Origin of the sequence: Streptomyces sp. YGL11-2, assembly GCF_050054615.1 — a bacterium.
Lineage (GTDB): Bacteria > Actinomycetota > Actinomycetes > Streptomycetales > Streptomycetaceae > Streptomyces.
Window position 1 is genome coordinate 66173 of record NZ_JBNHIN010000011.1, and the last position, 18453, is coordinate 84625.

The 18453-nt window shown below is 69.3% G+C and carries 24 protein-coding genes; 22 read left to right on the forward strand and 2 right to left on the reverse strand.

The features are described 5' to 3' along the window. The first annotated feature begins 21 nt into the window (after nt 1-21). The 16 genes from rplF (at nt 22) to truA (ending at nt 10284) form a co-directional block, all read left to right on the forward strand. Nucleotides 22-561 (forward strand): 50S ribosomal protein L6, encoded by a 540-nt coding sequence (gene rplF / locus ACO1BR_RS15065; protein ID WP_426795559.1) that lies wholly within the window; start codon nt 22-24, stop codon nt 559-561. 3 nt (nt 562-564) lie between these two features. After that, entirely contained in the window at nt 565-948 is a 384-nt protein-coding gene (gene rplR, locus ACO1BR_RS15070; protein ID WP_426795560.1) for a 50S ribosomal protein L18, read from the forward strand. Between the two features lie 46 nt (nt 949-994). Continuing rightward, nucleotides 995-1597, forward strand: coding sequence for a 30S ribosomal protein S5 (rpsE, locus tag ACO1BR_RS15075; protein WP_030413022.1), 603 nt, complete (start codon nt 995-997; stop codon nt 1595-1597). Continuing rightward, nucleotides 1597-1779, forward strand: coding sequence for a 50S ribosomal protein L30 (gene rpmD, locus ACO1BR_RS15080; protein WP_159503187.1), 183 nt, complete (start codon nt 1597-1599; stop codon nt 1777-1779). Before rpsE ends, rpmD begins: the two co-directional genes overlap by 1 nt. A 1-nt stretch (nt 1780) precedes the next feature. Further along, nucleotides 1781-2236 carry a 50S ribosomal protein L15 gene (gene rplO, locus ACO1BR_RS15085; protein WP_426795561.1) on the forward strand — a complete coding sequence of 152 codons (456 nt, stop codon included), beginning with the start codon at nt 1781-1783 and terminating at the stop codon, nt 2234-2236. Between the two features lie 225 nt (nt 2237-2461). Then, entirely contained in the window at nt 2462-3775 is a 1314-nt protein-coding gene (gene secY, locus ACO1BR_RS15090) for a preprotein translocase subunit SecY (RefSeq protein WP_426795562.1), read from the forward strand. Continuing rightward, a complete protein-coding gene (locus ACO1BR_RS15095; RefSeq protein WP_426795563.1) occupies nt 3775-4428 on the forward strand; it encodes an adenylate kinase in 654 nt (217 codons plus the stop codon). The genes secY and ACO1BR_RS15095 overlap by 1 nt, the downstream gene beginning before the upstream one ends. A 104-nt stretch (nt 4429-4532) precedes the next feature. Continuing rightward, complete coding sequence (gene map, locus ACO1BR_RS15100; RefSeq protein WP_426795564.1) at nt 4533-5369, forward strand: type I methionyl aminopeptidase; 837 nt, start codon at nt 4533-4535, stop codon at nt 5367-5369. Nucleotides 5370-5522: 153 nt separating this feature from the next. Then, on the forward strand, nt 5523-5744 hold the full coding sequence (gene infA, locus ACO1BR_RS15105; RefSeq protein ID WP_003956442.1) for a translation initiation factor IF-1: 222 nt from the start codon (nt 5523-5525) through the stop codon (nt 5742-5744). A 60-nt stretch (nt 5745-5804) separates the two neighbouring features. After that, nucleotides 5805-5918 carry a 50S ribosomal protein L36 gene (gene rpmJ / locus ACO1BR_RS15110; protein ID WP_003956441.1) on the forward strand — a complete coding sequence of 38 codons (114 nt, stop codon included), beginning with the start codon at nt 5805-5807 and terminating at the stop codon, nt 5916-5918. Nucleotides 5919-6118: 200 nt separating this feature from the next. Further along, nucleotides 6119-6499, forward strand: a complete 381-nt coding sequence (gene rpsM / locus ACO1BR_RS15115; protein WP_426795565.1) for a 30S ribosomal protein S13 — start codon at nt 6119-6121, stop codon at nt 6497-6499. Nucleotides 6500-6563: 64 nt separating this feature from the next. Further along, nucleotides 6564-6968: a 30S ribosomal protein S11 gene (gene rpsK / locus ACO1BR_RS15120; protein ID WP_004571845.1), complete on the forward strand. Its 405-nt coding sequence runs from the start codon at nt 6564-6566 to the stop codon at nt 6966-6968. A gap of 27 nt (nt 6969-6995) precedes the next feature. Beyond that, the gene (gene rpsD / locus ACO1BR_RS15125; protein ID WP_426795566.1) at nt 6996-7622 is read left to right on the forward strand and encodes a 30S ribosomal protein S4; all 627 of its coding nucleotides are present in this window, start codon (nt 6996-6998) and stop codon (nt 7620-7622) included. Nucleotides 7623-7736: 114 nt separating this feature from the next. Then, on the forward strand, nt 7737-8759 hold the full coding sequence (locus ACO1BR_RS15130; RefSeq protein WP_003956430.1) for a DNA-directed RNA polymerase subunit alpha: 1023 nt from the start codon (nt 7737-7739) through the stop codon (nt 8757-8759). A 128-nt stretch (nt 8760-8887) separates the two neighbouring features. Further along, a complete protein-coding gene (rplQ, locus tag ACO1BR_RS15135) occupies nt 8888-9340 on the forward strand; it encodes a 50S ribosomal protein L17 (protein ID WP_426795567.1) in 453 nt (150 codons plus the stop codon). 92 nt (nt 9341-9432) lie between these two features. Next, nucleotides 9433-10284, forward strand: a complete 852-nt coding sequence (truA, locus tag ACO1BR_RS15140; protein ID WP_426795568.1) for a tRNA pseudouridine(38-40) synthase TruA — start codon at nt 9433-9435, stop codon at nt 10282-10284. Nucleotides 10285-10359: 75 nt separating this feature from the next. Here truA and ACO1BR_RS15145 read toward each other — a convergent pair whose 3' ends face one another. Continuing rightward, the gene (locus tag ACO1BR_RS15145) at nt 10360-11217 is read right to left on the reverse strand and encodes a hypothetical protein (protein WP_426795569.1); all 858 of its coding nucleotides are present in this window, start codon (nt 11215-11217) and stop codon (nt 10360-10362) included. A 56-nt stretch (nt 11218-11273) separates the two neighbouring features. Between ACO1BR_RS15145 and ACO1BR_RS15150 the strand changes: the two genes are divergently transcribed. The 5 genes from ACO1BR_RS15150 (at nt 11274) to glmM (ending at nt 16934) form a co-directional block, all read left to right on the forward strand. Further along, nucleotides 11274-12908: an ABC-F family ATP-binding cassette domain-containing protein gene (locus tag ACO1BR_RS15150; RefSeq protein ID WP_426795570.1), complete on the forward strand. Its 1635-nt coding sequence runs from the start codon at nt 11274-11276 to the stop codon at nt 12906-12908. A 67-nt stretch (nt 12909-12975) separates the two neighbouring features. Then, nucleotides 12976-14232 carry a glycosyltransferase 87 family protein gene (locus tag ACO1BR_RS15155; RefSeq protein ID WP_426795571.1) on the forward strand — a complete coding sequence of 419 codons (1257 nt, stop codon included), beginning with the start codon at nt 12976-12978 and terminating at the stop codon, nt 14230-14232. 204 nt (nt 14233-14436) lie between these two features. Beyond that, nucleotides 14437-14880, forward strand: coding sequence for a 50S ribosomal protein L13 (rplM, locus tag ACO1BR_RS15160; protein WP_159503198.1), 444 nt, complete (start codon nt 14437-14439; stop codon nt 14878-14880). A gap of 42 nt (nt 14881-14922) precedes the next feature. Continuing rightward, entirely contained in the window at nt 14923-15435 is a 513-nt protein-coding gene (gene rpsI, locus ACO1BR_RS15165; protein ID WP_426795572.1) for a 30S ribosomal protein S9, read from the forward strand. A gap of 140 nt (nt 15436-15575) precedes the next feature. Then, nucleotides 15576-16934 carry a phosphoglucosamine mutase gene (glmM, locus tag ACO1BR_RS15170; RefSeq protein WP_426795573.1) on the forward strand — a complete coding sequence of 453 codons (1359 nt, stop codon included), beginning with the start codon at nt 15576-15578 and terminating at the stop codon, nt 16932-16934. 75 nt (nt 16935-17009) lie between these two features. Here glmM and coaA read toward each other — a convergent pair whose 3' ends face one another. Next, nucleotides 17010-17999 (reverse strand): type I pantothenate kinase, encoded by a 990-nt coding sequence (coaA, locus tag ACO1BR_RS15175; RefSeq protein WP_159503201.1) that lies wholly within the window; start codon nt 17997-17999, stop codon nt 17010-17012. Between the two features lie 162 nt (nt 18000-18161). On the opposite strand from coaA, the gene ACO1BR_RS15180 reads away from it, so the two are divergent. After that, entirely contained in the window at nt 18162-18446 is a 285-nt protein-coding gene (locus ACO1BR_RS15180) for a hypothetical protein (protein ID WP_426795574.1), read from the forward strand. Nucleotides 18447-18453: the final 7 nt, after the last annotated feature.

Here is an 18453-nt window from a genome sequence, read left to right on the forward strand (position 1 = left end):
CAGGGAACGGAGGAATAGCTAATGTCGCGTATTGGCAAGCTGCCCATCCAGGTTCCCGCTGGTGTGGACGTCACCATCGAGGGCCGCACGGTGTCGGTGAAGGGCCCCAAGGGTTCCCTTCAGCACACCGTCGCTGCGCCCATCGAGGTCGCCAAGGGTGAGGACGGCGTCATCTCCGTCACCCGCCCGAACGACGAGCGGCAGAACAAGGCCCTGCACGGCCTGTCCCGCACGCTGGTGGCGAACATGATCACCGGCGTGACCCAGGGCTACAGCAAGGCTCTTGAGATCAGCGGTGTCGGTTACCGCGTCCAGGCGAAGGGCTCCAACCTGGAGTTCGCGCTCGGATACAGCCACCCGATCGTGATCGAGGCGCCCGAGGGCATCTCCTTCAAGGTCGAGTCCCCGACCAAGCTCAGCGTCGAGGGCATCGACAAGCAGAAGGTCGGCGAGGTGGCGGCGAACATCCGCAAGCTGCGCAAGCCTGACCCGTACAAGGCCAAGGGCGTCAAGTACGCCGGCGAGGTCATCCGCCGCAAGGTCGGAAAGGCTGGTAAGTAAGCCATGGCATACGGTGTGAAGATCGCTAAGGGCAACGCCTACAAGCGCGCTGCCGCCAAGCGTCGCCACATCCGCATCCGCAAGCGGATTTCGGGTACCTCGGAGCGTCCGCGTCTGGTCGTGACGCGGTCCAACCGCGGCATCTTCGCGCAGGTCGTCGACGACATCGCGGGCCACACGCTGGCCTCCGCGTCGACCCTGGACGCGTCGATCCGTGGCGGCGAGGGCGACAAGACCGCTCAGGCCCAGAAGGTTGGCGCCCTGGTCGCCGAGCGTGCCAAGGCCGCCGGTGTCGAGGCCGTCGTGTTCGACCGTGGTGGCAAGCAGTACGCCGGGCGGATTGCCGCTCTGGCCGACGCCGCCCGCGAAGCCGGGCTGAAGTTCTAAGCCCCGGTTCCGGAGCTAGCGGACGCAATAGAGAGAGGTAAATCCAATGGCTGGACCCCAGCGCCGCGGAAGCGGTGCCGGTGGCGGCGAGCGGCGGGACCGGAAGGGTCGCGACGGTGGCGCTGCCGCCGAGAAGACCGCGTACGTTGAGCGCGTTGTCGCGATCAACCGCGTCGCCAAGGTTGTCAAGGGTGGTCGTCGCTTCAGCTTCACCGCGCTCGTCGTGGTGGGCGACGGTGACGGCACCGTAGGTGTCGGTTACGGCAAGGCCAAGGAAGTTCCGGCTGCCATCGCCAAGGGCGTGGAAGAGGCCAAGAAGAACTTCTTCAAGGTCCCCCGTATCCAGGGCACCATCCCGCACCCGATCCAGGGCGAGAAGGCTGCGGGCGTCGTCCTGCTCAAGCCGGCTTCCCCCGGTACCGGTGTGATCGCCGGTGGCCCGGTGCGCGCCGTCCTGGAGTGCGCGGGCATCCACGACGTGCTGAGCAAGTCGCTCGGTTCGTCGAACCCGATCAACATCGTGCACGCCACGGTGACCGCGCTTCAGGGCCTTCAGCGCCCCGAGGAGATCGCGGCCCGTCGTGGCCTGCCGCTGGAGGACGTTGCTCCCGCCGCTCTGCTGCGGGCGCGTGCCGGGGTGAGTGCGTAATGGCGCACCTCAAGATCACGCAGACCAAGTCCTACATCGGTAGCAAGCAGAACCACCGTGAGACGCTGCGTTCGCTGGGCCTCAAGCGGCTCAACGACGTGGTGGTCAAGGAGGACCGTCCCGAGTTCCGCGGCATGGTGCACACCGTCCGCCACCTCGTGACGGTTGAGGAGGTCGACTGACATGGCGGACACCAACCCGCTGAAGGTCCACAACCTCCGTCCTGCCCCGGGTGCCAAGACCGCCAAGACCCGTGTCGGTCGTGGTGAGGCGTCCAAGGGTAAGACCGCAGGTCGTGGTACCAAGGGCACCAAGGCCCGTTACCAGGTTCCGGAGCGCTTCGAGGGTGGGCAGATGCCCCTCCACATGCGCCTCCCGAAGCTGAAGGGCTTCAAGAACCCCGCCCACAAGCAGTTCCAGGTCGTGAACCTGGACAAGCTGGCCGCGCTCTACCCGCAGGGTGGCGAGGTCACGGTGGCCGACCTGGTCGCCAAGGGCGCGGTGCGCAAGAACGAGCTCGTCAAGGTGCTCGGCACCGGCGAGATCTCCGTGGCCGTGCAGGTGACGGTTGACGCCGTCTCCGGCTCCGCCAAGGACAAGATCGCCGCCGCCGGCGGCACCGTCACCGAACTCCTCTGAGTTCGTTGGTTCAACTGACCGGGGATGCCCATCTATTGGGGCATCCCCGGTTGGTCGTTCCACGGGGGTAAGGTCGCCGGTAAGGTGGCCTGCACTGTTGTTTTGTCCGGGGTCCGTCCCGGAGCCCGTCGCGCGGACGATGTCCGTGCGGCACAGCCGCTACGTATTCGTCGATCCTCAAGACCGTCACCTCCCGCCCACGAAGCGGGGGGCGCAGGAGGCACCGTGCTCACCGCGTTCGCCCGAGCGTTCAAGACGCCCGACCTGCGCAAGAAGCTGCTGTTCACATTGGGCATCGTCGTGCTCTACCGGATCGGAGCGCACATCCCCGTCCCTGGGGTGAACTACGCGAACGTCGCGACCTGCATGAAGCAGGCCGGCGCCAACAGCGGGTTGTTCGGCCTGGTGAACATGTTCAGCGGTGGAGCGCTGCTGCAGATCACGATCTTCGCGCTGGGGATCATGCCGTACATCACGGCGAGCATCATCCTCCAGCTGCTGACCGTCGTGATCCCGCGGTTGGAGGCCCTCAAGAAGGAGGGCCAGTCCGGGACCGCGAAGATCACCCAGTACACCCGCTACCTGACCGTGGCGCTCGCCATCCTGCAGGGCACCGGTCTGGTGGCCACCGCCCGCAGCGGCGCGCTCTTCCAGAGCTGCCCGGTGGCGAGCCAGATCGTGCCCAACGACTCGGTCTTCACCACCATCACGATGGTGATCACGATGACCGCCGGCACCGGCGTGGTCATGTGGCTCGGCGAGCTGATCACCGACCGCGGTATCGGCAACGGCATGTCGATCCTGATGTTCATCTCGATCGCCGCCGGTTTCCCGAGCGCCCTGTGGCAGATCAAGCTCACCGGCAAGCTGGCCGACGGCTGGATCGAGTTCTTCGCGGTCATCGCGGTGGGCCTGGCGATGGTCGCCCTGGTGGTCTTCGTCGAGCAGGCGCAGCGGCGCATCCCGGTGCAGTACGCGAAGCGGATGATCGGGCGCCGGTCCTATGGCGGTACGTCCACTTACATCCCGCTCAAGGTGAACCAGGCAGGTGTGATTCCTGTCATCTTCGCCTCGTCGTTGCTCTATATCCCGGCGCTCATCGCACAGTTCAGCGGGTCGAAGGCGGGATGGGCGACCTGGATCGCCACCAACTTCACCAAGGGAAATCACCCGGTTTACATCGTCACGTACTTCTTGCTCATCGTGTTCTTCGCCTTCTTCTACGTGGCCATCAGCTTCAACCCCGAAGAAGTTGCCGACAACATGAAGAAGTATGGTGGCTTCATCCCGGGTATCCGGGCTGGTCGCCCGACGGCCGAGTACCTCAGCTACGTGCTCAACCGGATCACGTGGCCGGGCTCGCTGTACCTGGGGCTGATCGCGCTCGTACCAACAGTGGCGTTGGTGCTGTTCAACGCGAACCAGAACTTCCCGTTCGGCGGGACGAGCATCCTCATCATCGTGGGTGTGGGCCTGGAGACCGTGAAGCAGATCGAGAGCCAGCTTCAGCAGCGCAACTACGAAGGGTTCCTCCGCTGATGCGAATCGTCCTCGTCGGACCCCCGGGGGCCGGCAAGGGTACGCAGGCCGCGTACCTTGCCAAGAACCTCGCGATCCCGCACATCTCCACGGGGGACCTGTTCCGCGCCAACATCAGCCAGGGCACGCCCCTGGGTGTCGAGGCGAAGTCCTACATGGACGCCGGCAATCTCGTGCCCGACTCGGTCACCATCGGGATGGCCGAGGACCGTATGGAACAGTCCGACGCGGCCGACGGCTTCCTGCTCGACGGCTTTCCGCGCAACCTCGGCCAGGCCGAGGCGCTGGACACGTACCTGAAGGGCAAGGGCCTCGAACTGGACGCGGTCCTGGACCTCGAAGTCCCCGAGGGCGAGGTCGTGAAGCGGATCGCCGGCCGGCGGATCTGCCGCAAGGACAGCAGCCACGTCTTCCACGCCGAGTACAACAAGCCGAAGGCCGAGGGCGTCTGCGACGTCTGCGGCGGCGAGCTGTACCAGCGTGACGACGACCGCGAGGAGACCGTCCGCAAGCGGCTGGAGGTCTACCACACGGAGACCGAGCCGATCATCGACTACTACAAGGCCCAGGACCTGGTCGTCACGATCCCGGCCCTCGGCAAGGTCGCCGAGGTGACCCAGCGGGCGATGAGCGCCCTGGGAACCGGCGAGTAGCAGACAGCTCCGTACGGCCGCGGTGTCCACCATGGGCACCGCGGCCGTACTGTTGGTCCAACGGGAATCACCCACGGACGAGAGTGAAGGCGGAAGGCACCGGCATGCTGGAGATCAAGAACCCCGCGCAGATCGCCAAGATGCGTGAGGCGGGGCTGGTCGTCGCCGCCATCCACGCGGCGACCCGCGAGGTCGCGGTGCCGGGCGCCACGACCAAGGACCTGGACGACGCGGCGCGCAAGGTGCTCGCGGAGCACGGGGCGAAGTCGAACTTCCTTGGCTACGGCGGTTTCCCGGCGACCATCTGCACCTCCGTGAACGACGTGGTCGTCCACGGCATCCCGTCCGAGGACACGGTCCTGGCGGACGGCGACGTCATCTCCATCGACTGCGGCGCGATCATCGACGGCTGGCACGGCGACGCCGCGTACACGGCCTTCGTCGGCTCCGGTCACTCCGCGGAGCTGATCGAGCTGAGCCGGGTCACCGAGGCGTCGATGTGGGCGGGGATCGCCGCGGTCGCCAAGGGCAACCGGCTGGTGGACATCTCCAAGGCCATCGAGGGCTACATCCGGCGCCAGCCGCGTCCGTCCAGCGGCAAGTACGGCATCGTCGAGGACTACGGCGGCCACGGCATCGGATCGCAGATGCACATGGATCCGCACCTGCTGAACTACGTCGACCGCAAGCGGGGCCGCGGCCCGAAGCTGGTGCCCGGTTTCTGCATCGCGATCGAGCCGATGGTCAACCTCGGCACCGCCAAGACGCATGTGCTCGACGACGAGTGGACGGTCAAGACGAACGACGGCAGCTGGTCCTCGCACTGGGAGCACTCGGTCGCGCTGACCGAGGACGGCCCGCTGGTGCTGACCGCGCCGGACGGCGGCAGGGCCAAGCTGGCGGAGCTCGGGATCACCGTGGCGCCGGACCCGCTGGCGTAATGATCTCCGCTGGTGGGCAATAACCCTGGATTCGTCTTTTCTTAGGCACTGACGTAGACTGACGCGTCGGCTCTCGTGCATCCGTGTGCCCGCACATTTGTGGACACTGTTTGCAAGTGAGTCGATCAAGGTAGCCGATTCGAAAGGCGAAGCGTGGCCAAGAAGCAAGGTGCCATCGAGATCGAGGGCACCGTGATCGAGTCTCTGCCGAACGCCATGTTCAAGGTGGAGCTCCAGAACGGTCACAAGGTCCTCGCGCACATCAGCGGCAAGATGCGGATGCACTACATCCGTATCCTCCCGGATGACCGGGTTGTGGTGGAGCTTTCTCCCTACGACCTGACGCGTGGCCGGATCGTCTACCGCTACAAGTAGATCTTGTCGAAGCCCCGCTCCCGTGGGGCGACGGCACTGACCCGGAGAACCTCACATCCCATGAAGGTCAAGCCGAGCGTCAAGAAGATCTGCGACAAGTGCAAGGTGATCCGCCGCCACGGCCGGGTCATGGTCATCTGCGACAACCTGCGCCACAAGCAGCGCCAGGGCTGACGCACGCCGACCAACCTGCATTTCGCAGTTTTCGCGCGACGCAAGCACGACACGTACATACGCAGTCACCCGACCCCCGCATCTGTCGCGAGGGGACGACACCCCCGGCTCGGAGGCCGGGGACCCGGCTCGTAATTCTGCAGAGTCTTACGGGAACGGTGCTGCGGAAGACCTCCGAATAGCCATCAGGAGCCACATCAATGGCACGCCTCGCAGGCGTTGATCTCCCGCGCGAAAAGCGTGTGGAGGTCGCCCTCACCTACGTCTTCGGTATCGGGCGGACGCTCTCGCAGCAGACCCTCGCCGCCACCGGCGTGAACCCGAACACCCGGGTCCGCGACCTGGGCGAGGAAGACCTCGTCAAGATCCGCGAGTACGTCGACAACAACCTCAAGACCGAGGGTGACCTCCGTCGTGAGATCCAGGCCGACATCCGCCGCAAGGTCGAGATCGGTTGCTACCAGGGTCTGCGTCACCGCCGCGGTCTGCCGGTGCACGGCCAGCGCACCAGCACGAACGCCCGTACCCGCAAGGGTCCGCGTCGCGCGATCGCCGGCAAGAAGAAGCCGGGCAAGAAGTAGTCCTCAGCAGGACGCTCACCAGCGGTCTTCGCTGTAGGACCGACCACCTCCACGGGAGAAATTCATGCCTCCGAAGGGCCGTACGGCCGGCGCCAAGAAGGTGCGCCGCAAGGAGAAGAAGAACGTCGCCCACGGGCACGCTCACATCAAGAGCACGTTCAACAACACGATCGTCTCGATCACCGACCCGACCGGGAACGTGATCTCTTGGGCCTCTGCCGGCCACGTCGGCTTCAAGGGCTCGCGCAAGTCCACCCCCTTCGCCGCGCAGATGGCCGCCGAGTCGGCCGCTCGCCGCGCGCAGGAGCACGGCATGCGCAAGGTCGACGTCTTCGTGAAGGGCCCGGGCTCGGGCCGCGAGACGGCCATCCGTTCGCTGCAGGCGACCGGTCTTGAGGTCGGCTCCATCCAGGACGTCACCCCCACCCCGCACAACGGATGCCGCCCGCCCAAGCGCCGCCGCGTCTGACCCACTGAAGTAGGAGACAACTAGACAATGGCGCGATACACCGGGGCCGACTGCAAGCGTTGCCGTCGGGAGAAGCAGAAGCTCTTCCTCAAGGGGAGCAAGTGCGAGAGCGCGAAGTGCCCGATCGAGATCCGTCCTTACCCCCCGGGTGAGCACGGTCGCGGGCGCACCAAGGACAGCGAGTACCTGCTCCAGCTTCGCGAGAAGCAGAAGTGCAGCCGCATCTACGGTGTCCTTGAGAAGCAGTTCGTGAACTACTACAAGGAAGCGAACCAGAAGACCGGCAAGACCGGTGAGAACCTTCTGCGCATCCTTGAGACCCGCCTCGACAACGTGGTCTACCGGGCCGGCTTCGCCAAGTCCCGCGACCACGCCCGTCAGCTGGTGCGTCACGGACACATCCAGGTCAACGGCCGCAAGACCGACATCCCGTCGGCCCGCGTCGCCGTGAACGACATCATCGAGGTCCGCTCGGGCTCCAAGACCCTGACCCCCTTCGAGGTGGCCAAGGCGGAGGCCGGCGAGAAGACCGTCCCGGCGTGGCTGGAGTCGATCCCCTCGCAGCTGCGGATCCTCGTGCACAGCCTGCCCGAGCGCCAGGTGATCGACACCCAGGTGCAGGAGCAGCTGATCGTTGAGCTCTACTCCAAGTAAGGGCTGAGCGCAGTGGTAGGGGCGGTACGGAGCCATCGGCGCCGTACCGCCCGTACCCTTTGAAGTACAGCGGACGTCAAATAGCGGGCGTCCACGACTGAAGGAACGAACACCATGCTGATTGCTCAGCGCCCCTCGTTGACCGAAGAGGTCGTCGACGAATACCGCTCCCGGTTCGTGATCGAGCCGCTGGAGCCGGGCTTCGGCTACACCCTCGGCAACTCCCTGCGTCGGACGCTTCTCTCCTCGATCCCGGGTGCGGCGGTCACGTCCATCCGCATCGACGGTGTCCTGCACGAGTTCACCACCGTGCCGGGCGTCAAGGAGGACGTCACCGACCTGATCCTCAACATCAAGCAGCTCGTCGTCTCCTCGGAGCACGACGAGCCGGTCGTGATGTACCTGCGCAAGCAGGGCCCGGGTCTGGTCACCGCCGCCGACATCGCGCCGCCGGCCGGTGTCGAGGTGCACAACCCCGACCTGGTCCTCGCCACGCTCAACGGCAAGGGCAAGCTGGAGATGGAGCTGACCGTCGAGCGCGGTCGTGGCTACGTCTCCGCCGTGCAGAACAAGCAGGTCGGCCAGGAGATCGGCCGGATCCCGGTCGACTCGATCTACTCGCCGGTGCTCAAGGTCACGTACAAGGTCGAGGCGACCCGTGTCGAGCAGCGGACCGACTTCGACAAGCTGATCGTCGACGTCGAGACCAAGCAGGCCATGCGCCCGCGCGACGCCATGGCGTCGGCCGGCAAGACCCTCGTCGAGCTGTTCGGCCTGGCCCGTGAGCTGAACATCGACGCCGAGGGCATCGACATGGGCCCGTCCCCGACGGACGCCGCCCTGGCCGCCGACCTGGCGCTGCCGATCGAGGAGCTGGAGCTCACCGTTCGGTCGTACAACTGCCTCAAGCGTGAGGGCATCCACTCGGTGGGCGAGCTGGTGGCCCGCTCCGAGGCGGACCTGCTCGACATCCGCAACTTCGGCGCGAAGTCGATCGACGAGGTCAAGGCGAAGCTGGCCGGCATGGGCCTGGCGCTCAAGGACAGCCCGCCCGGATTCGACCCGACCGCCGCCGCCGACGCCTTCGGCGCCGACGACGACGCGGACGCCGGTTTCGTGGAGACCGAGCAGTACTGAGCGTGACCGACTGGGGTCCGGGCGGTGTCCCGGGCCCCAGCCGTGTGAGATCTTCCCCGGGGCGGCCGCCTCGGGGGAACTGACACCGGTACCTGATACGGCCGGTGCAGCAATGAAGGAGAAACATCATGCCGAAGCCCGCCAAGGGTGCCCGTCTGGGCGGCAGCGCGGCTCACGAGCGTCTGATGCTGCGCAACCTGGCGACCAGCCTCTTCGAGCACGGCCGCATCACGACGACCGAGGCCAAGGCCCGTCGTCTGCGCCCGTACGCGGAGCGCCTGGTGACCAAGGCGAAGAAGGGCGACCTGCACAACCGTCGCCAGATCATGCAGCTGATCTCGGACAAGAGCGTCGTGCACACGCTCATCACCGAGATCGCCCCGCGCTTCGCGGAGCGTCCGGGTGGCTACACCCGCATCACCAAGATCGGTAACCGTCGTGGCGACAACGCCCCGATGGCGGTCATCGAGCTGGTCGAGGGCGAGATCGCCAAGAAGGCGACCGTCGCCGAGGCCGAGGCCGCGACCAAGCGCGCGGTGAAGGAGTCCGAGGCTGCGGCCGAGGAGACCACCGAAGCCTGAGGCACCGGTCGGCTGTGAGCGGGTCCGCCCTTCGGGGCGGGCCCGCTTTCGTGTGGGGCGAGGTTCGTGCGGGGTGAGGGAGGATTGCTGGCGTGAGTGATGAAGTGGAGCCCGGTTTCGTCCGGGTGCGGCTGGACCTGTCGTACGACGGCGCGGAGTTCTCCGGATGGGCCAAGCAGCGTGAACGGCGTACGGTTCAGGGCGAGTTGGAGGACGCGATCCGGACCGTGACGCGGTCGCCGGAGGCGTATGAACTCACCGTCGCCGGGCGGACGGATGCGGGGGTGCACGCGCGGGGGCAGGTGGCGCATGTGGACCTGCCGGTGGAGCTGTGGGCCGAGCACGCGGACAAGCTGCTGCGGCGGCTGGCCGGGCGGCTGTCGAAGGACGTCCGGGTGTGGCGGGTCGCCGAGGCGCCGTACGGGTTCAACGCGCGGTTCTCGGCGATCTGGCGGCGGTACGCGTACCGGGTCACCGATCACCACGGGGGCGTCGACCCGCTGCTGCGCGGGCACGTGCTGTGGCACGACTGGGACCTGGACGTCGAGGCGATGAACGCGGCCTCCCGGCCGCTGCTGGGGGAGCACGACTTCGCGGCCTACTGCAAGCGGCGGGAGGGCGCGACCACGATCCGCACACTCCAGGCGCTGAGCTGGGAGCGGGGCGCGGACGGGATCATCACGGCGACGGTGCGGGCCGACGCGTTCTGCCACAACATGGTGCGCTCGCTGGTGGGCGCGATGCTGTTCGTGGGCGACGGGCACCGGCCGGTGGAGTGGCCGGCGAAGGTGCTGGCCGCGGGGGTGCGGGACTCCGCCGTCCACGTCGTACGGCCGCACGGGCTGACGCTGGAGGAGGTCGGGTACCCGGCCGACGAGCTGCTGATGGCGCGCAACCAGGAGGCGCGCAACAAGCGGTCCCTGCCGGGCGCCGGCTGCTGCTGAGCGCCGGCTGCCGCCGAGCGGCGGCGCCGGGGGCCCCCGCGCCGCCGGGGCGCGGGGGAGGTGCCACCCGGGGCGTCAGGACTTGCCGGCCTTCCGGCGGGCTTCCTGGAGCTGCTGCGCGGCGGCCTTGGCGGCCTGGTCCTTGCCGCGCTGGGCGATCTGGGCGAAGGCGTAGGAGCCGCCGTCCCGGTTGATCTGCTGGGCCTTGGTGTCGCCGGCGCCGACGTCCTTGCCGTTGGTGTAGCCGGCGATGGTGAAGTACGCGTAGCGCCCGGTGGCGTTGGTGGTCATCCGGCACTTGGTGCCCTGGCAGAAGTTCGCCGGGACGCCGCCGCCGGAGAGCGGCATGAGGTTGGGCTTGCTCTCGTTCATCACCGCGGTGGCCTTGGCGGGGGAGTCGAAGACCGCGATGCCGATGGTGACCGCGACCCCGTCCTTGGCGTAGGTGGCGCGCAGCAGCTGCTTGCAGCCGTTGTGGGTGAGCGAGGAGACCAGCGCGCCCTGGGCGGCGGCGGTGCAGTCCGTGCTGCTGTCGGTGGCGGTCTGCGGGTAGTTGTTCTCGCCGACGACCATGCTCTTCTGCGGGAAGAGGGTGGCCGGGGTGAGCGGCGCGGTGTCCTTCTTGGCGTCGGAGATGTAGTCCTGCGGGTTGGGCGGCGGCGGGACCGAGACGTCGGGGAACGACGGCTTGTCGTTCCCCGCGGCGCTCTGGCCGGAGGCGGTGGGCTGGGCCGTGGGGTTGCCGCCCGGTGAGTTGCTGTTCATGACGGCGACGGCGACGATGCCGGCGATCGCCACGGTGGCGACGGCACCGCCGCCGATCATCATCCAGCGCTTGCGGCGGCCGCGCGCCTCGCTCTCGTCGGCGAGCGCGCCCCAGTCCGGGGTGCCTCCCCCGGGGCCGCCGAACGGCCCCCCTTGCCCAAAGCTCATGCCGCGCATCCTAATGCGGTTGGTGGAACGCGTGGGGGGCGGAGACAATCCCGCCCATGGGACATCTGGAAGCCGCGCACCTGGAGTACTACCTGCCGGACGGGAGGGCTCTCCTGGGGGACGTGTCCTTCCGGGTGGGGGAGGGCGCCTCGGTGGCGCTGGTGGGGGCCAACGGCGCGGGCAAGACGACCCTGCTGCGGCTGATCGCGGGCGAGCTGGAGCCGCACGGCGGGACGGTCGCGGTAGGCGGCGGGCTGGGCGTGATGCCGCAGTTCGTGGGGTCCGTACAGGACGAGCGGACGGTGCGGGACCTGCTGGTGTCGGTCGCACACCCGCGGATCCGCCAGGCGGCGGCAGCGGTGGACGCGGCCGAAGAGGCGATCATGACGGCGGACGATGACGACGAGGCCGCGCAGATGGCCTATGCGCAGGCGCTCAGCGACTGGGCCGAGGCGCGCGGCTACGAGGCCGAGACGGCCTGGGACATCTGCACCACGGCGGCGCTGGGGCTGCCGTACGAGAAGGCGCAGTGGCGCCAGGTGCGCACGCTCTCCGGGGGCCAGCAGAAGCGGCTGGTGCTGGAGTCGCTGCTGCGCGGTACGGACGAGGTGCTGCTGCTGGACGAGCCGGACAACTACCTGGACGTGCCGGGCAAGCGGTGGCTGGAGGAGCAGTTGCGGCAGACCCGTAAGACGGTGCTGTTCGTCTCGCACGACCGGGAGCTGCTGGCCCGCGCCGCGGAGAAGATCATCAGCGTCGAGCCGGGGCCGGCGGGGTCCGACGTCTGGGTGCACGGCGGCGGCTTCGCCACCTACCACGAGGCCCGTCGGGAGCGCTTCGCGCGCTTCGAGGAGCTGCGGCGGCGCTGGGACGAGAAGCACGCGCAGCTGAAGAAGCTGGTGGTCTCGCTGCGGCAGGCGGCGTCGGTCAGCCATGAGATGGCGTCGCGGTACGCCGCGGCGCAGACCCGGCTGCGGAAGTTCGAGGAGGCCGGCCCGCCGCCGGAGCCGCCGCGCGAGCAGGAGATCACCATGCGGCTGCGCGGCGGGCGCACCGGCGTCCGGGCGGTGACCTGCGAGGGCCTGGAGCTGACCGGCCTGATGCGGCCCTTCGACCTGGAGGTGTTCTACGGGGAGCGGGTGGCCGTCCTGGGCTCGAACGGCTCGGGGAAGTCGCACTTCCTGCGGCTGCTGGCCGGGGACACGCAGAACCCGGTCGCGCACTCCGGTGCCTGGAAGCTGGGCGCCCGGGTCGTCGCCGGGCACTTCGCGCAGACGCATGCGCACCCCGAGCTGATGGGCCGCACCCTGCTCGACGTGCTGTGGACCGAGCACGCCAGGAACCAGGGCCAGGCGATGTCGGTGCTGCGCCGCTACGAGCTGGAGAAGCAGGCCGAGCAGCGCTTCGAGCGGCTGTCCGGCGGGCAGCAGGCGCGCTTCCAGATCCTGCTGCTGGAGCTGTCCGGGGCGACCGCGCTGCTGCTGGACGAGCCGACCGACAACCTGGACCTGGAGTCCGCGGAGGCGCTCCAGGAGGGGCTGGAGGCGTACGAGGGGACGGTGCTGGCGGTGACCCACGACCGGTGGTTCGCGCGGTCCTTCGACCGGTTCCTGGTGTTCGGCGCGGACGGGACCGTACGGGAGACGGCTCAGCCGGTGTGGGACGAGACGCGGGGCCGCCCCACTGCGTGAGGGCGCGCCGGCCCGGTGGGGGAGTGTCGGGCCGGAGCGGTGGCCGGGCGGCTCTTAGCCTGGCCGCATGAGTGCGGAGGATCCGGTCAAGCCAGTCATTTCAGGCGAGTTGGCGAGGGAGTCGGCGGAGGAGTCTGCGCAGGGGTCGGCCCTTGCGGTGTGGCTGCGCGGGCGGGCCTCGTGGGGGCTGCGGGCGGTGGCCGGCGGGCTGCTGGCGGTGCTGGTCTGGGAGCTGTACCGGACCAGCCCGACGCTCGGCATGGACAACGACTTCGTGGTCCGGGCCGCGCGGGCGCTGCTGGACGGCGGGGCCCCGTACGCCGACAAGCGGTTCCTCTACCTGCCGAGCGCGGTGCTCGCGGCGGTGCCCGAGGCGCTGCTGGGGACGCGGGAGCTGCGGCTGCTGGTGCCGGTGGCGGGGGCGGCGGCGGTGCTGGCCGGGTGGTGGGCGTCGCTGCGGATCTTCCGGGTGGGCGCGGGCAGCCGGCTGGCGGCGCTGGGGGTGGCGGGGCTGGTGTTCTTCGAGCCGCTGCGCAACGTGGTGAACATCGGGAACTGGACGCTGGCGTCGGTGGTGGCGCTGCCGGCGGCGGTGCTCTGCGCGGCGCGCGGGCGGTGGACGGCGGCCGGTGCGGTGGTCGGGTGCGCGCTGGCGGTCAAGCCGATGCTGGTGCCGCTGCTGCTGCTCTTCGTCCTCGCCCGGCGCCGGCGGGCACTGGCGGTGGCGGCCGGCATCCCGGTGGCGGCGTCGGTGGCGGCGGCGCTGGTGATGCCGCGGCCGGGGATGTTCTTCACGCACACGCTGCCGTTCCTGCTCCGCGGGCAGGACGCCTTCGCCCGGCCGTACGACGCATCGGTGGGGATGGTGCTGACGCGGCTGGGGGTGCCGGCGCCGCTCGCGTACGGGGTCGCGGTGCTCGCGGCGGCGGTCGGGCTGGGGTGCGCCCGGGCGCGGTGGCGGCGCGCGGACGCCGGGCCGCGGCGGCTGGTGGAGACCGCGGCGATGCTGATGCTGGCGGCCTTCCTCGTCTCCCGACCGTCCTTCGACCACTATCTGCTGGTGGTGCTGGGGCCGCTGCTGGCGTCGGTGGTGGTGGCCGGGTCGGTGCCGCGGACGGTCTGGTTCTGGTGCGCGCTGGTGCCGCAGGTCTCCGGCTTCTCGTGGCCGCACCTGGAGGCGATCCAGCGGCGGGCCTTCAGGGACGCGGCGGCGCTGTGGCTGCTGGCGGGGGTGACCGCGTGGACCTGCGCGGGGCGCGGGCGGGCGCCGCTGGAGGCGGGCGGGCCGGCGGGGGGCCGGGAGCCGGTCCGGGACGCGTTTTGACCCCGCTGGGGGCGGGCCGGTATTCTGCCAGTTCGTTATGCGTATTGGCTTGCTCTATCTCACGTGAGGGGCCCTTACGCCGGCTCACCGGGCCGTTGACCAGCGGCGGACGATCGGGTTGCGTCACCCGTAGCACCGCCCTGCTGTGTGATCAGCCGCGGTGGCCAGTACAGGACCCATCACTTACGAAGCGAAGGCTAAGACGTGCGTACGTTCAGCCCCAAGCCCGGCGATGTTCAGCGCCAGTGGCACATCATTGACGCGCAGGACGTTGTCCTGGGCCGTCTGGCCAGCCAGGCCGCGTCCCTTCTCCGGGGCAAGCACAAGCCGGTTTACGCCCCTCACGTTGACACCGGTGACTTCGTCATCATCATCAACGCCGACAAGGTGCACCTGTCCGGCAACAAGAAGACCCAGAAGATGGCCTACCGTCACTCCGGCTACCCGGGTGGTCTGCGCTCCGTCCGCTACGACGAGCTGCTGGCCAAGAGCCCCGAGAAGGCTGTCGAGAAGGCCATCAAGGGCATGCTCCCCAAGAACACCCTCGGCCGTCAGATGCTCTCGAAGCTGAAGGTCTACGCGGGCGCCCAGCACCCGCACGCTGCGCAGCAGCCGGTCCCGTTCGAGATCACCCAGGTCGCGCAGTAAGTCCGGCCACCCCCTAAGACGATAGAGAATCTGAGGAGCATCGTGGCTGAGACCACCCCCGAGACCCCGCTGGACGAGGTCGAGGTCGAGCAGTACACCACCGAGTCCGAGGTTGTCGTCGAGGGCGACTACACCTCCGAGTCCGTCGCCTCCCGCTTCGGCGACCCGCAGCCGGCCGCCGGCCTGGGCCGCCGCAAGAACGCCATCGCCCGCGTCCGGATCGTCCCGGGCACCGGCAAGTGGAAGATCAACGGCCGCACCCTTGAGGGCTACTTCCCCAACAAGGTGCACCAGCAGGAAGTCAACGAGCCCTTCAAGGTGCTCGAACTCGACGACCGCTACGACGTCGTCGCCCGCATCTCCGGCGGCGGCATCTCCGGCCAGGCCGGTGCGCTGCGCCTGGGCGTGGCCCGTGCGCTGAACGAGGCGGACGTGGACGCCAACCGCCCCGCCCTGAAGAAGGCCGGGTTCCTCAAGCGTGACGACCGTGCGGTCGAGCGCAAGAAGGCCGGTCTCAAGAAGGCCCGCAAGGCGCCTCAGTACAGCAAGCGCTAATCCCGCTCGCTGCAACAGGGCAGCTCTTGGCGAACGCCCCGGTGGCACTTCCGTGCTGCCGGGGCGTTCGGCATCCGGGACCTGGGGCGTATACCTGGAATTGATGCTCTGGTCCAAGCTCAGAAACTCGGAGGACACCAGTGGGACGACTCTTCGGCACGGACGGAGTGCGCGGCGTCGCCAATGCGGATCTCACGGCGGAGCTGGCGCTCGGCCTGTCGGTCGCGGCGGCGCATGTGCTGGCCGAGGCAGGCAGCTTTGAAGGGCACCGGCCGGTGGCGGTGGTCGGTCGCGATCCGCGGGCGTCGGGGGAGTTCCTGGAAGCGGCGGTGGTGGCCGGTCTGGCCAGCGCCGGTGTCGATGTGCTGAGGGTGGGCGTGCTGCCGACCCCGGCGGTGGCGTATCTGACGGGTTCGCTCGGCGCGGACCTGGGCGTGATGCTCTCCGCCAGCCACAACCCGATGCCCGACAACGGCATCAAGTTCTTCGCCCGCGGCGGCCACAAGCTCGCCGACGAGCTGGAGGACCGGATCGAGCGGACCTACCGCGCGCACAGCTCCGGTGAGCCGTGGGAGCGGCCGACCGGCGCCGGCGTGGGCCGGGTCACCGACTACGACGAGGGGTTCGACAAGTACGTCGCGCACCTGGTCGGCGTGCTGCCCAACCGCCTGGACGGGCTGAACATCGTCATCGACGGTGCGCACGGCGCGGCGGCGCGGGTCTCGCCCGAGGCGTTCGCGCGGGCCGGCGCCGAGGTCGTCACCATCGGCACCGAGCCGGACGGCCTGAACATCAACGCCGCCTGCGGCTCGACGCACCTCGACAAGCTCCGGGCCGCCGTCGTCGAGCACGGTGCGGACCTGGGTGTCGCGCACGACGGCGACGCGGACCGCTGCCTGGCCGTGGACCGCGACGGCAACGAGATCGACGGCGACCAGATCCTGGCCGTCCTGGCGCTCGGCATGCGCGAGGCCGGGACGCTGCGCAAGAACACCGTCGTCGCCACCGTGATGTCCAACCTGGGCTTCAAGCTGGCGATGGAGCGCGAGGGCATCGACTTCGTGCAGACCTCGGTCGGCGACCGGTACGTGCTGGAGGAGATGAAAGCCCACGGCTACGCGCTGGGCGGTGAGCAGTCCGGGCACGTCATCGTGCTGGACCACGCCACGACCGGCGACGGCACGCTGACCGGGCTGATGCTGGCGGCCCGGGTCGCGGCGACCGGGCGCTCGCTGGCCGAGCTGGCGGGCGTCATGGAGCGGCTGCCGCAGATCCTCATCAACGTCCCCGACGTCGACAAGTCGCGGGTGGCCAGCTCGCCCGAGCTGTCCGCGGCGGTCGCCGAGGCGGAGCGCGAACTGGGCGCGACCGGGCGGGTGTTGCTGCGCCCCTCGGGCACCGAGCCGCTGGTGCGGGTGATGGTCGAGGCGGCGGACATCGAGCAGGCGCGGTCGGTGGCCGGCCGGCTGGCCGACGCGGTCAAGTCCGCGCTGGGCTAGGGCTGTAGCGGGTTTCCGCTCCGGTGCTCACTTCGGCCCGGTTCCGGCAGTTGCCGGAACCGGGCCGAAGCCGTTTCAGAGCTTGCGCAGCGACAGCCGCTGGACCTTGTGGTCGGACCCCTTGCGCAGGACCAGGTTCGCGCGGCCCCGGGTGGGGGCGACGTTCTGCTGGAGGTTGGGCTTGTTGATGGTGCGCCAGGTCATGCGGGCGTAGTCGAGGGCCTCGTCCTCGGAGACCTGGGTGTACTTGCGGAAGTACGAGAACGGGTTCTGGAAGGCGGTCTCGCGCAGTTTGCGGAACCGGCCGAGGTACCACTGCTCGATGTCCTCGGTGCGGGCGTCCACGTAGACGGAGAAGTCGAAGAAGTCGGCGAGGCCCAGGCGGGTGCGGCCGTCCTTGCCGGGGAGGGCCGGCTGGAGGACGTTGAGGCCCTCGACGATGAGGATGTCGGGCCGGTGCACGGCCAGTCGCTCGCCGGGCACGATGTCGTAGATGAGGTGCGAGTAGACGGGCGCGGTGACCTCGGCCTTGCCGGACTTCACGTCCGCGACGAAGCGGGTCAGCGCCCGGCGGTCGTACGACTCCGGGAAGCCCTTGCGGGACATCAGGCCGCGCCGGTGCAGTTCGGCGTTGGGGAAGAGGAAGCCGTCGGTGGTGACCAGCTCGACCCGCGGGTGCTCGGGCCAGCGGGCCAGCAGCGCCTGGAGGAGCCGGGCGGTGGTGGACTTGCCGACCGCGACGCTGCCCGCGACCCCTATGACGAACGGGGTGCCGGGCTGGGAGCCGTGGCCGCCTCCCGCGTCGCCCAGGAAGGTGTTGAGGGCGCCGCGCAGGTTGCTGGTGGCGCCCACGTAGAGGTTGAGCAGTCGGGACAGCGGCAGGTAGACGTCGCGTACCTCGTCGAGGTCGATGACGTCGCCGAGGCCGCGCAGCCGCTCGACCTCGTCGGCGGTCAGGGGCAGCGGGGTCTTCTCCCGCAGGGCGCTCCACTCCGCGCGCGTCAGATCGACGTACGGGGAGCGTTCGGCGCGGCGTCGTTGCTGCGGATCCGTCGTCAGGGGCACGGGCTCCATTGTCCGCAGCCGGTGCGGGCGGTGCGCGCCGGGGTGGCGGTGCGCCGGTCCGCGGGGCCGCGGCCGCGCGCCTGTACCCGGTGCCGCGGGCCCGGTACGGTCGGCAGCCGGGGCGGCGCCGGGCACGGGCCGCGGGATCGAGTGGGGGGCGGCGTGCGGGCACGCCTGTGGGAGCCGCTGCGGGAGCGGGCGCGCGAGCGGCGCCGGCGGAGGGCGGGCGCGGCGCTCGCGTCGGAGGAGTACGCGGCGCGGATACGCCGGGAGCTGGCCGAGCAGCTGCCGGACGAGGACGTGGGCGAGGACCTGGCCGACTTCCTGGAGTGCCACGAGCAGGGGAGCGGGCCCGGTGGCGGGGACGCGGCGGCGGACGAGGAGGTCCGGGAGCTCGTCCGGGAGGCGCAGGACCGAATAGCGCGCGGGTATGCGCGCGGGTGTTGAGGGGCGT

Excerpts from the sequence above, each read along its gene's own strand:
- rplF (WP_426795559.1), top strand. The coding sequence starts at position 22 with ATGTCGCGTATTGGCAAGCTGCCCATCCAGGTTCCCGCTGGTGTGGAC.
- rplR (WP_426795560.1), top strand. The coding sequence starts at position 565 with ATGGCATACGGTGTGAAGATCGCTAAGGGCAACGCCTACAAGCGCGCT.
- rpsE (WP_030413022.1), top strand. The coding sequence starts at position 995 with ATGGCTGGACCCCAGCGCCGCGGAAGCGGTGCCGGTGGCGGCGAGCGG.
- rpmD (WP_159503187.1), top strand. The coding sequence starts at position 1,597 with ATGGCGCACCTCAAGATCACGCAGACCAAGTCCTACATCGGTAGCAAG.
- rplO (WP_426795561.1), top strand. The coding sequence starts at position 1,781 with ATGGCGGACACCAACCCGCTGAAGGTCCACAACCTCCGTCCTGCCCCG.
- ACO1BR_RS15095 (WP_426795563.1), top strand. The coding sequence starts at position 3,775 with ATGCGAATCGTCCTCGTCGGACCCCCGGGGGCCGGCAAGGGTACGCAG.
- map (WP_426795564.1), top strand. The coding sequence starts at position 4,533 with ATGCTGGAGATCAAGAACCCCGCGCAGATCGCCAAGATGCGTGAGGCG.
- rpmJ (WP_003956441.1), top strand. The coding sequence starts at position 5,805 with ATGAAGGTCAAGCCGAGCGTCAAGAAGATCTGCGACAAGTGCAAGGTG.
- rpsM (WP_426795565.1), top strand. The coding sequence starts at position 6,119 with ATGGCACGCCTCGCAGGCGTTGATCTCCCGCGCGAAAAGCGTGTGGAG.
- rpsK (WP_004571845.1), top strand. The coding sequence starts at position 6,564 with ATGCCTCCGAAGGGCCGTACGGCCGGCGCCAAGAAGGTGCGCCGCAAG.
- rpsD (WP_426795566.1), top strand. The coding sequence starts at position 6,996 with ATGGCGCGATACACCGGGGCCGACTGCAAGCGTTGCCGTCGGGAGAAG.
- ACO1BR_RS15130 (WP_003956430.1), top strand. The coding sequence starts at position 7,737 with ATGCTGATTGCTCAGCGCCCCTCGTTGACCGAAGAGGTCGTCGACGAA.
- rplQ (WP_426795567.1), top strand. The coding sequence starts at position 8,888 with ATGCCGAAGCCCGCCAAGGGTGCCCGTCTGGGCGGCAGCGCGGCTCAC.
- ACO1BR_RS15145 (WP_426795569.1), bottom strand. The coding sequence starts at position 11,217 with ATGAGCTTTGGGCAAGGGGGGCCGTTCGGCGGCCCCGGGGGAGGCACC.
- ACO1BR_RS15150 (WP_426795570.1), top strand. The coding sequence starts at position 11,274 with ATGGGACATCTGGAAGCCGCGCACCTGGAGTACTACCTGCCGGACGGG.
- ACO1BR_RS15155 (WP_426795571.1), top strand. The coding sequence starts at position 12,976 with ATGAGTGCGGAGGATCCGGTCAAGCCAGTCATTTCAGGCGAGTTGGCG.